This window comes from Pseudomonas sp. 39004, from assembly GCF_028682155.1.
GTDB lineage: Bacteria > Pseudomonadota > Gammaproteobacteria > Pseudomonadales > Pseudomonadaceae > Aquipseudomonas > Aquipseudomonas capeferrum.
This window is the reverse complement of the sequence record NZ_JANIAG010000181.1, coordinates 1-10,936: the sequence shown is the minus strand read 5'-3', so window position 1 is coordinate 10,936 and position 10,936 is coordinate 1. Positions and strand designations below refer to the sequence as shown.

General features: G+C 62.8%; 9 protein-coding genes. 1 reads left to right on the top strand and 8 read right to left on the bottom strand.

Annotated features, from left to right (window positions below):
* Nucleotides 1-191: 191 nt before the first annotated feature.
* From NP534_RS22805 to NP534_RS22770, 8 genes are all read right to left on the bottom strand, one after another.
* Complete coding sequence (locus NP534_RS22805) at nucleotides 192-1,181, bottom strand: sulfate/molybdate ABC transporter ATP-binding protein (RefSeq protein ID WP_033702112.1); 990 nt, start codon at nucleotides 1,179-1,181, stop codon at nucleotides 192-194.
* A gap of 3 nt (nucleotides 1,182-1,184) precedes the next feature.
* On the bottom strand, nucleotides 1,185-2,057 hold the full coding sequence (cysW, locus tag NP534_RS22800; RefSeq protein ID WP_033702114.1) for a sulfate ABC transporter permease subunit CysW: 873 nt from the start codon (nucleotides 2,055-2,057) through the stop codon (nucleotides 1,185-1,187).
* 12 nt (nucleotides 2,058-2,069) lie between these two features.
* Nucleotides 2,070-2,888, bottom strand: coding sequence for a sulfate ABC transporter permease subunit CysT (cysT, locus tag NP534_RS22795; protein WP_028632112.1), 819 nt, complete (start codon nucleotides 2,886-2,888; stop codon nucleotides 2,070-2,072).
* 87 nt (nucleotides 2,889-2,975) lie between these two features.
* Nucleotides 2,976-3,983 (bottom strand): sulfate ABC transporter substrate-binding protein, encoded by a 1,008-nt coding sequence (locus NP534_RS22790; RefSeq protein WP_033702118.1) that lies wholly within the window; start codon nucleotides 3,981-3,983, stop codon nucleotides 2,976-2,978.
* Between the two features lie 50 nt (nucleotides 3,984-4,033).
* Complete coding sequence (oscA, locus tag NP534_RS22785) at nucleotides 4,034-4,216, bottom strand: sulfur starvation response protein OscA (protein WP_016489716.1); 183 nt, start codon at nucleotides 4,214-4,216, stop codon at nucleotides 4,034-4,036.
* A 185-nt stretch (nucleotides 4,217-4,401) separates the two neighbouring features.
* Complete coding sequence (locus tag NP534_RS22780) at nucleotides 4,402-7,455, bottom strand: efflux RND transporter permease subunit (RefSeq protein ID WP_186664672.1); 3,054 nt, start codon at nucleotides 7,453-7,455, stop codon at nucleotides 4,402-4,404.
* Entirely contained in the window at nucleotides 7,452-8,519 is a 1,068-nt protein-coding gene (locus NP534_RS22775) for an efflux RND transporter periplasmic adaptor subunit (protein WP_274100197.1), read from the bottom strand. Before NP534_RS22775 ends, NP534_RS22780 begins: the two co-directional genes overlap by 4 nt.
* Nucleotides 8,516-9,604 carry an efflux RND transporter periplasmic adaptor subunit gene (locus NP534_RS22770; protein ID WP_274100196.1) on the bottom strand — a complete coding sequence of 363 codons (1,089 nt, stop codon included), beginning with the start codon at nucleotides 9,602-9,604 and terminating at the stop codon, nucleotides 8,516-8,518. Before NP534_RS22770 ends, NP534_RS22775 begins: the two co-directional genes overlap by 4 nt.
* Before the next feature lie 108 nt (nucleotides 9,605-9,712).
* On the opposite strand from NP534_RS22770, the gene NP534_RS22765 reads away from it, so the two are divergent.
* A complete protein-coding gene (locus NP534_RS22765; protein ID WP_274100195.1) occupies nucleotides 9,713-10,873 on the top strand; it encodes an AAA family ATPase in 1,161 nt (386 codons plus the stop codon).
* The last annotated feature ends 63 nt before the right edge of the window (nucleotides 10,874-10,936 follow it).

Here is a 10,936-nt window from a genome sequence, read left to right as displayed (position 1 = left end):
ATTAAAAAGCATGTTCTCTGGCAAAGCCTCGCGCCTCAAGGGCTGTAGAGGCGTCAGAAAAAGACGATGCATTCAGGGCATATAAAATATTCGCGTTAGGCATCAGATTGTCGCGAGAGCTTCGCAGCCTCAGCAATCCATCAGGCATAAAAAACCCGGGACCATGCCCGGGTTCTTCGTTCACTGACAGATCAGATGTCCGCCACCTTCTGCCAGACCTTCGGCCTGAAGAACAGCGTCTCCCCCCGCGCCAGGCCAGTCAGGCTATCGTGGTCCTTGACCACCTCAGCTTCGATCAGCTCGCTCTGCCCTTCCACCTTCAAGGTCACCCGGGTCGTCGCGCCCAGCGGGCGAATGTCGCGCACCTCGGCGGCGTGATGCCCCTCGGTCTCATGCCGCGACAGCGACACCTCGTGCGGGCGGAACAGCACATGGTTCCCTTCGCTCAAGGCCAGGCGGTTGGAGTCACCCAGGAAGTGATAAACGAAGTCGTTGGCCGGCTGCTCGTACACCTCACCCGGCGAACCGATCTGCTCGATCACGCCCTTGTTCATCACCACGATGCGGTCCGCCACTTCCATGGCCTCTTCCTGGTCATGGGTCACGAACACCGAGGTCAGGTTGATGTCCTCGTGCAGGCGCGCCAACCAGCGGCGCAGCTCTTTACGCACCTTGGCATCCAGGGCACCGAACGGCTCATCGAGCAACAGCACCTTGGGCTCCACCGCCAAGGCGCGAGCCAGGGCGATACGCTGGCGCTGGCCACCTGAAAGCTGCTCGGGGTAACGGTCGGAGAGCCAGTCGAGCTGCACCATGTTCAGCAGCTCATGCACTTTCTCGGCAATTTTGCTCTCGCTCGGGCGCTCGCCCTTGGGCTTCATGCGCAGGCCGAAAGCGACGTTGTCGAACACGCTCATGTGGCGGAACAGCGCGTAATGCTGGAACACGAACCCGACGTTGCGATCACGCACGTCGTGGCCGGACACATCCTCGCCGTGGAACACGATGCTGCCGTCATCCGGCGTTTCCAGCCCGGCGATGATGCGCAGCAGGGTGGTCTTGCCGCAGCCGGACGGGCCGAGCAAGGCCACCAGCTCACCGCTGTGGATATCCAGGTTGATGTTGTCCAGGGCCTGGAAGCTGTTGAAGCGCTTGCTGACGTTACGAACTTCGATCGACATGAATTATTCCTCCGCAGCGCTGTGGCGCAGGCGGTTAATACGGTTCTCGCTCCACTGCTTGAGCAGCAGGATGAAGAGCGCCAGGATCAGCAACAGGCTGGCCACGCTGAAGGCCGCGACGTGGTTGTACTCGTTGTAGAGGATCTCCACGTGCAGCGGCAAGGTGTTGGTGACGCCGCGGATATGGCCCGACACCACCGACACCGCGCCGAACTCACCCATGGCTCGCGCGGTACACAGCACCACGCCGTAGATGAGGCCCCACTTTATGTTCGGCAGGGTCACGTGCCAGAACATCTGCCAGCCATTGGCACCGAGCAGGCGCGCGGCCTCTTCTTCCTGGGTGCCCTGCTCCTGCATCAGCGGGATCAGTTCACGGGCCACGAACGGCACGGTGACGAAGATGGTGGCCAACACGATGCCCGGTAAGGCAAAGACGATCTGGATATCGTGGTCCTGCAGCCATGGCCCGAAGAAGCCTTGGGCACCGAACATCAACACGTAGACCAGGCCGGCGATCACCGGCGACACCGAGAACGGCAGGTCGATCAGGGTCACCAGCACGCTCTTGCCGCGGAAGGTGTACTTGCTTACGCACCACGCGGCGCTGACGCCGAACACCAGGTTCAGCGGTACCGAAATGGCCACCGCCAGCAAGGTCAGCCTGAGCGCAGACAGCGCATCAGGCTCGAAAATCGCTTCGAAGAAGGTGCCAAACCCGTTCTTCAAAGCCTGCGACACCACGATCACCAGCGGCAGCAGCAGGAACAGCGCGAACACCAGCCAGCCAAGGCCGATCAGAATACGCCGCGAGGTGGCGCTGCCACGCCGGGCAGCATTGGCGGCGGCAGTAGCGCTCAGGGATGAACTAGACATAGCCGGCCTCCTTCAAGGGGTTTCGATACGGCGCTGCAGCAGGTTGATCAGCAGCAGCAGAATGAAGGAAACCACCAGCATCAACACGCCGATGGCGGTCGCGCCGGTGTAGTCGTACTGGTCGAGCTTGACCATGATCAGCAGCGGCAGGATCTCGGTCTTCATCGGCATGTTGCCGGCAATGAAGATCACCGAACCATACTCACCCACCCCGCGGGCGAAGGCCAGGGCAAAACCGGTCAGCCAGGCGGGCAGCAGTGCTGGCGCCAGTACATGGCGGAACACCTGCAGCGGTTTCGCGCCCAGGCAGGCGGCGGCCTCTTCCACTTCACGGGGGATGTCGGCCAGTACCGGCTGCACCGTGCGCACCACGAATGGCAGTGTGACGAAGGTGAGCGCCAGGGTGATACCCAGCGGCGTATAGGCAATCTTGAAGCCCAGGTCGGTGGCGAACTGGCCGACCCAGCCCGCCGGGGCGTACAGGGCAGTCAGGGCGATACCGGCAACGGCAGTCGGCAGGGCGAATGGCAGGTCGATCATCGCGTCGATGATCTTGCGCCCGGGGAAGGTATAGCGCACCAGCACCCAGGCCAGCAGGGTGCCGATCACGCCATTGATGATGGCGGCGAACAGGGCGGTGCCGAAACTCAGCTTGAGCGCGGCGATCACCCGCGGCGCGCTGATGATGGTCCAGAACTGCTCCCAGGTCAGCTGCGCGGCATGCACGAACATCGCGGCCAACGGTATCAGCACAATCAGGCTGAGGTACACCAAGGTGTAGCCCAGCGTCAGCCCGAAGCCGGGTATGACGGGGGAAATACGACGTGACATAAATATCCCTGGTTGAACGCACGAAGCCCGGCGGTTAAGCCGGGCCCGTGCAGGCTACTGAAGGGTGTTGCTCCCGCAGGCGCAGAATTACTGGGCCTGATAGATCTGGTCGAACACACCGCCGTCGTTGAAGAACTTCGGTTGTGCAGTTTTCCAGCCACCGAAGTCCTTGTCGATGGTTACCAGGTCCAGTTTCGGGAATTGCTTGCCGAATTCGGCAGCCACCTTCTCGTCACGTGGGCGGTAGAAGTTCTCGGCGGCAATCTTCTGGCCAGCCGGGCTGTACAGGTGCTTGAGGTATTCGGTGGCAATTGCGGTATTGCCCTTCTTCTCGGCGTTCTTGTCGACCACGGCCACCGGTGGCTCGGCCAGGATCGACAGCGAAGGCACGACGATTTCGAACTTGTCGGCGCCCCCGTCTTCCTTCAGCGCCAGGAAGGCCTCGTTTTCCCAGGCCAGCAGGACGTCGCCCTGGCCGTTGTTGACGAAGGTGATGGTCGAGCCACGGGCGCCGGTATCCAGCACTGGCACGTGCTTGAACAGCTCCTGCACATAGGCCTTGGCCTTGTCTTCGCTACCACCGGTCTTCAAGCCGTAGGCCCAGGCGGCAAGGAAGTTCCAGCGTGCGCCGCCGGAGGTTTTCGGGTTCGGGGTGATGACCGAAACGTCTTTTTTGATCAGATCGCCCCAGTCCTTGATGCCTTTCGGGTTGCCCTTGCGCACCAGGAACACGATGGTCGAGGTGTACGGGGTGCTGGCGTCCGGCAGGCGGGTCTGCCAGTTGTCCGGCAGGGTCTTGCCGAGCTTGGCGATTTCGTCGATGTCGCCGGCCAGGGCCAGGGTCACCACGTCGGCGCGCAGGCCATCGATCACGGCACGGCCCTGTTTGCCCGAGCCACCGTGGGATTGCTGGATCTTCACCTTGTCGTCCGGGTGGGACTGCTGCCAGTGCTTGATGAATTCGGCGTTGTACTGTTGGTACAGCTCACGGGTCGGGTCATAGGACACGTTCAGCAGTTCGTAGTCCTTGGCGATTGCGGAACCGGCAAAAACAGCACTGGCCAGGGCGGCGAGCGCATAACGGCGGATGGACATGGTGAAGCTCCCGATTGGCATTTTTCTAATTTTTTGAAGGTGTGGCGCGATCAGCCGGACTTGTTGCCGGGCTGTTGCAGGCGGAACTTCTCCTTGCGCTCGATCTGGACGACTTGAGCGTTGTGCACGGTAATCTCCACCGCACCGAAGCGCAGATCGCGCAAGGCGCTCTGGATCTCACGCAGAATGGTGGCTTCGTCCTGACCGTCGATGCTACGCAGAGATGCACTCATGCTCGTTCTCCTTGGAGTGAGGGTGCCGGGCAGAGGTTTGAAGGGGGGTTTGCGCCTGGCTTGAGGGCAATAGTAGTGAGGCGCGGATATTCTTAAAAATACTGTTTAAGAATGTTTATATAACCATTTTAAAAAGACCCTGCGGGCGCGGGTTTAGCCGCGCCCACAGGGTTCGATGATGCGCGTCAGTTTTGTTTTTGCGGCTCGCGGATCTTGTACCAGGCCACATACAGGGCCGGCAGGAACAGCAAGGTCAGCAACGTCGCGACGATGATGCCGCCGATCATGGCGTAGGCCATCGGCCCCCAGAACACCTCTCGGGCAATGGGGATCATGCCCAGGCTGGCTGCCGCCGCAGTCAACAGGATCGGCCGCCGCCGGTGGTTGGTGGCCTCCACCACCGCATCCCATGGCGAGAACCCCTGCGCTTCGAACTCGTCGATCTGGGTCACCAGGATCACCGAGTTGCGAATGATGATGCCGGCCAGGGCGAGAATCCCGAGAATCGCCACAAAGCCCATCGGCGTACCGGTCGGCACCAGCGCCAACACCACACCGATCAGCCCCAGCGGCGCCACGCTGACCACCAGGAACAGCTTCTGCACGCTGTGCAGCTGGATCATCAGGAAGGTCGCCATGAGGAACAGCATCAGCGGGATGACCTTGGCGATCGGGCCTTGGGCCTTGCCGCTCTCCTCCACCGTACCGCCCGTGGCCACTTCGTAGCCGACCGGCAACTGGCTGGCGAATTCATCGATCTTCGGCTTCAGTTGGGCCACCAGGTCGGTGGGCTGGATGTCGCCGTTGACCGAGGCCTTGATGGTGATGGTCGGCTTGCGGTCACGGCGCCACACCAGCGGCTGCTCCAGTTCGTAGCGCACGGTGGCGAAGGCCAGCAGCGGTATCGAGGTGCCACTTGGGGTGACGATCTGCAGGTTCTGCAGTGTGTCCGGCGAGCCCCGCTCGCTGTCCACGGCACGGGCGACCACGTCCACCAGGTAGATATTGTCGTTGACCTCGGTCACCGGTGCGCCGCTGACGATGCTGTTCATCACGTTCGCCACGTCTTCGGACGACAGCCCCAGCTGGCGTGCCTTGTCCTGGGCGATTTCGATTCGCAGCACCTTACCGGGCTCGTTCCAGTCGTAGATCATCTCGCCGATGTGCTCGTTGGCATCCAGCAGCGTGGCCAGGTCGATCGCATGCTTGCGCACCTGGTCGATGTCCTTGCCGCTGACGCGGTACTGGATCGGCCGGCCCACCGGCGGGCCCATTTCCAGCGACTGCACGTTGGTGCCGATGCCGACGAACTCTTCATGCAGCAGTTTCTGCAGGCGCGCCATCATGCCCGCACGCTCCTCGAAGCCTTTGCTGACGATGACCAGCTGGGCGTAGTACGGGTTCTGCAGTTGCTGGTCCAGGGGCAGGTAGAAGCGGATTGCGCCCTGGCCGATATAGGTGCTCCAACGCACCAGGTCCGGGTCGTCCTTGATTCTCGCCTCCAGGCGGTCGACCACCTTGCGCGTCTCCTCGATCGAGGCGTTTTGCGGCAAGTTGAGATCGACGAGGATTTCCGGGCGATCGGACGACGGGAAGAACTGATTTTGCACGAAGCGCATGCAGAACAACGCCAGGACGAACAGTACGATGGTGCCGATGATGGTCAGCCATCTGTTGCGCATACACCACAGCAAACCGCCTTCGAACGCCCGCCCTAACCGGCCAGGCTCGGCGTCGTGGGCCTTGAGCTTGTCAATCTTGAGGATGTGCACGCCCAGCACCGGCGCAAAGAACACCGCCACCACCCAGGACACGATCAGTGCCACGGCGATCACTGCGAACAGGGTATAGGTGTACTCGCCGGCAGAACTGGCGTTGAGGCCGATCGGCACGAAGCCGGCCACGGTCACCAAGGTGCCGGTGAGCATGGGGAATGCCGTGGAGGTGTAGGCAAAGGTGGCCGCCTGCTCCTTGCTCTCGCCCATTTCCAGCCGTGTGACCATCACCTCGACAGTAATCATCGCATCGTCCACCAGCAGCCCCAGGGCGATGATCAGCGCACCCAGCGAGATCCGCTGCATGGTGATGCCGCTGTATTCCATGAACACAAAGACCATGGCCAGCACCAGCGGGATCGAGCAGGCCACCACCAGCCCGGCGCGCACGCCCAGGCTGACGAAGCTCACCGCCAGCACGATCACCACCGCCTCGAACAAGGCGCTGGTAAAGCCGCCCACCGCGTCCTTGACCACCACCGACTGGTCGGACACGGTGTGCACACCCACGCCCACTGGCAGGTCGCTGACGATGCTGTCCATCTTCTGCTTCAGCGCAGCGCCGAACACTTGAATGTTGCCGCCGGCCTTCATGCCGATCGCCAGGCCAATGGCAGTCTGGCCGTTGTAGCGGAACATCGGCGAAGGCGGGTCGACGTAGCCACGCTCGATATCGGCAATATCGGCCAGGCGGAAGAAGCGGTCATTGATCCGCAGGTTGACGGTCTGCAGGTCTTTCTCGGAGGCGAACTGCCCGGTAGTACGTACCGAGATGCGCTCTGGCCCGGCTTCGATCACCCCGGCCGGGGTCACCGCGTTCTGTTGCTGCAGCGCCTGCATGACTTGGCGCTGGTCGATGCCCAGTGCCGCCAGCTTGCGGGTGGAGAACTTCAGGTACAGCACTTCGTCCTGGGTGCCGACCAGTTCGATCTTGCCGATATTGGGTACTTCACGCACTTCGGCCCGGGCCTGCTCCACGTAGTCACGCAGCTGGCGCAGGGTCAGGCCATCGGCGGTAAAGGCGTAGATGGAGCCAAATACGTCGCCGAATTCGTCGTTGAAGCCCGGCCCCTGGATGCCTTGGGGGAATTCGCCGCGAATGTCCTGGATCTTCTTGCGCACCTGATACCAGATGTCCGGGATGTCGGCGGCCTTGGTGGTGTCGCGCAGGTAGACGTAGACGGTGGACTCGCCGGGGCGTGTGTAACTTTTGGTGTAGTCGAGGGAGTCGAGCTCTTCGAGCTTCTTCTCGATGCGGTCGGTGACCTGGTAAAGGGTCTCGTCCTGCGTCGCACCCGGCCAGCGGGTCTGGATCACCATGGTCTTGATGGTGAACGACGGGTCTTCCTCACGGCCCAGGTTGAAATAGGAAAAAATCCCCATCAACAAACCGACGAACATCAGGTACCAGACGAAGGACTGGTGGCGCAGCGCCCATTCGGACAGGTTGAAGCTTCCTTTCATTGCGCGTCCTCGTCGAAGGTAACTTTCTGGCCGGGCTTGAGGCTGTTCACGCCAGCGGTAACCACGCGCTCGCCGGGTTGTACGCCGGCGCTCAACAAGAAGCTGTCGCTGGTGCGCTCGGTCAGCGTGACGTCACGGGTGGCGACTGTTTTCTGTTGGGGGTCGATCACCCAGACCTGGGTCTTGCCATCACGCTCGAGCAGCGCGCTCAGGGGCAGTTCACTGCGCGGGGTGATCGCCGAGGTCAGGGTCACGCTGATCGCCGTGCCCAGGTGGAACGCATCCGGGGTGCTGGCCAGGGTCAGCCGGGCACGCCGGGTGCGCGTGGCAGCGTCGGCCTGGGGCTCCAGCTCACGCAGGGTGGCGGTGGTGTTGATGCTGGTATCCAGCTGCGAGGCAACGGTGAACGTAAGGTCCTTGGTCAATGCTTCGGCAATGTTTATGGGCAAGTCGATGACCGCTTCCTTGACGTCTGGTCGGGCCAGGGTGACCACGGCCTGACCGGCCGTGACGGTCTGCCCGGCTTCGGCCTGCCAGGCGGTGATCACGGCCGCATGGTCGCTGCGCAGGGTGCTGTAGTCGAGCTGATCGCGAGCCTGGCTGACCGCCGAGCGGGCCTGTTCCAGGCTGGCACCGGTGGTTTTCAGGTCGGTCTGGGCAATATCCAGCTGGGCCTGGGCGCCGACGCCGCGGTCATACAGCTGCTGCTGACGACGTGCGTTGGCCTGGGCGTTGATCCACTGCGCCTGAACCCTGGCCAGGTCGCCCTCGGCCGCGCGCAGCTGATTCTGCTGGTCGGTCGGGTCAAGGGTGGCCAAGGTATCGCCGGGTTTCACCTGGGCGCCGACATCCAGCCAACGCCGGGCGATGCGCCCGGAGACGCGAAAACCCAGGGTACTTTCGAAGCGCGCCTGGATTGCGCCGGCGAAGCGGCCCAGTTGCGACTGCGCCTGGGCTTCGACCAAGGTCGACAGCACAGGGCGCACGGCTTCGGGTTGCTGTTCTTCACTGCCACAGGCGCTCAACAACAGCCCTGCCGCGCCTATCAGCATTAGACGTTTCATGGCGCGGCGCCTCCATCCTGAGCATCGACTTTTTCAACCTGCATGCCCGGATGCAAGAGCTGACCACCGCTGACCACAACCGTTTCGCCACCTTTGATGCCTTGGGCGACGACGACCTTGCCGGTGAGGTAGCGCGTGACCTGCACTTTGCGCAGCTCGACCTTGTCGCCCTCGCCTACCACCCACACTGCCGGCTCATGCAAGGCCTTGGTCAGTGCCGCCCAAGGTAACTCGATGCTCGGTCGCCCCTGAGCATTGGCCGTGGCGGTGACCGGCGAGCCCAATTGCATGCCCGGCGGCACGTTGCGCAAGGCCACCTTGACCTGCACCGTGCCGCTCTGCGCCGACACCGTCGGGGTGATTTCGCGGACAAAACCCTGGGCCTGAACCCTGGGGTCATCGAGCAGGCTGACGACCACTCCGGCATCGCTTGGCGGCGCCACCAGCAGCGATTCATAGACGTTGAACACCGCGTCGCGGTCGCCATCGCGGGCCAGGCCGAAGATCGGCATGGTCGCCTGCACCACCTGGCCGACTTCGGCCTGGCGCTCGGTGATCACGCCATCGGCCTCGGACACCAGCGCGGTATAGCTCAACTGCTCCCGGGCATTGGCCAGCTGTGCCTGAGCGGCCTTGAGCGCGCTCTGGTTGCTGCGCAGCGCCGCTTCTGCAGAGTCGTACTCGCTCTGGCTGGTATAGCCTTTGGGCAACAGTTTTTGCTGGCGCACGAAGGCGGCGGCCGTCTGTGTCACACGCGCCTGGGCGGCGAACACTTCAGCCTTGGCCGAGTCGACGTTGTTCTGCAGGTCTTTGGGGTCAAGCCGCGCCAGTACCTGGTTGGCCTTGACGTGATCGCCCACATCGACGCTGCGTGAAATGATCTTGCCGCCCACACGGAACGACAAATCGGTTTGTACCCGTGCCTGCACGTCGCCGGTCAGGGTGACCCTGGCAGCGAAGTCAGTGGGTTGTACTTGTAGCACGCCGACCCGAGGCAGTTCCGGGCTCGAGACTTCCCTCTCGCACCCCGACAACATGAACAGCAACCCCAGGCAGACGACCGACAGAAGACGCCTCAACGTCATGCGGGCTCCTTGCTTGCGCGCAAATGGTTCGAGGAATGCGACTGTTAGCGTAGTTCAGGGTTCAGCAAACAGCGATACTGCCTGTTCGCCCGCACACGGAAGCGCCCCATGCTCACGACTCTGGCCATTGCCAACTACCGCTCGATCAACCAGCTGGTGATGCCGCTGGGTCGGCTGAACCTGATTACCGGCGCCAATGGCAGCGGCAAGTCCAACCTGTACAAGGCCCTGCGCCTGCTGGCCGAGACAGCGCGCGGCGGGGTGGTCAATGCCTTGGCGGCCGAGGGTGGGCTGGAGTCCACGTTCCATGCCGGGCCAGAAAAACTCAGCCGGCGCATGCTCAAGGGCGAGGTGCCGGTGCAAGGTGGGCCGCGCCAGCAGGTACGGCGCCTGAAAATGGGCTTCACCGATGAAGATTTCGGTTATGCCATTGGCCTTGGGCTGCCGGAGCCAAGCCAGTCGAAGTTTTCCCTGGACCCGCAGATCAAGCATGAAGCGATCTGGGCGGGCCCGGTCTGCCGCCCCGCCAGCCTGCTGGTGGAGCGCAGCGCTGCCATGGTGCGCGCCCGCGAGGGGCGCCAGTGGCAGGTCATGAGCCAGCACATGACCGAGTTCGACAGCCTGTTCGACCAGGTTGGTAGCGTGCAGGGCTCACCTGAAGTGCTGCACCTGCGAGAGCAGATCCGCAGCTGGCGGTTCTATGATCACTTCCGTACCGACCCCGAGGCACCGGCACGCCAAGCGCGCCTTGGCACCCGCACGCCTGTGCTGCACCACGATGGCCGTGACCTGGCGGCGGCGTTGCAGACCATCAAGGAGATCGGCGATTTCGATGCGCTGCAGGCGGCGGTCAGCGATGCCTTCCCTGGCTCACAGGTGGGCATCGAGGCGACACCGGGTGGCTTGTTCAGCCTGCGCTTTCAGCAGGCAGGGCTGTTGCGGCCGTTGAGTGCCGCCGAGCTGTCAGACGGCACCTTGCGTTACCTGCTGCTGGTGGCAGCCCTGCTGACGCCCCGTCCACCGAGCATGATGGTGCTCAACGAACCGGAGACCAGCTTGCACCCCGACTTGCTACCGGCGCTGGCGCGGCTGATCCGGCGGGCTTCGCAGCAGTGCCAGGTGTGGGTGGTATCGCATGCCCCGCGGTTGGTGGCGGCGCTGGAAGAGGATGAGGGCTGCAATGCCATAAGGCTGACGAAAGAGTTGGGGCAGACAGTGATCGTCGGGCAGGGGATGCTCGATGAGCCGGCTTGGCATTGGCCGGATTGAGGTGTGAATGCAATTGGGGACGCGTCAGGGCGGGCAAGAGTACGCCTTGATTGTTGAGGTGTT

Coding starts and splice junctions, on each gene's coding strand:
- NP534_RS22780 (WP_186664672.1), bottom strand. CDS start 7,455: ATGAAAGGAAGCTTCAACCTGTCCGAATGGGCGCTGCGCCACCAGTCC.
- NP534_RS22790 (WP_033702118.1), bottom strand. CDS start 3,983: ATGTCCATCCGCCGTTATGCGCTCGCCGCCCTGGCCAGTGCTGTTTTT.
- NP534_RS22775 (WP_274100197.1), bottom strand. CDS start 8,519: ATGAAACGTCTAATGCTGATAGGCGCGGCAGGGCTGTTGTTGAGCGCC.
- NP534_RS22770 (WP_274100196.1), bottom strand. CDS start 9,604: ATGACGTTGAGGCGTCTTCTGTCGGTCGTCTGCCTGGGGTTGCTGTTC.
- cysW (WP_033702114.1), bottom strand. CDS start 2,057: ATGTCTAGTTCATCCCTGAGCGCTACTGCCGCCGCCAATGCTGCCCGG.
- NP534_RS22805 (WP_033702112.1), bottom strand. CDS start 1,181: ATGTCGATCGAAGTTCGTAACGTCAGCAAGCGCTTCAACAGCTTCCAG.
- NP534_RS22765 (WP_274100195.1), top strand. CDS start 9,713: ATGCTCACGACTCTGGCCATTGCCAACTACCGCTCGATCAACCAGCTG.
- cysT (WP_028632112.1), bottom strand. CDS start 2,888: ATGTCACGTCGTATTTCCCCCGTCATACCCGGCTTCGGGCTGACGCTG.
- oscA (WP_016489716.1), bottom strand. CDS start 4,216: ATGAGTGCATCTCTGCGTAGCATCGACGGTCAGGACGAAGCCACCATT.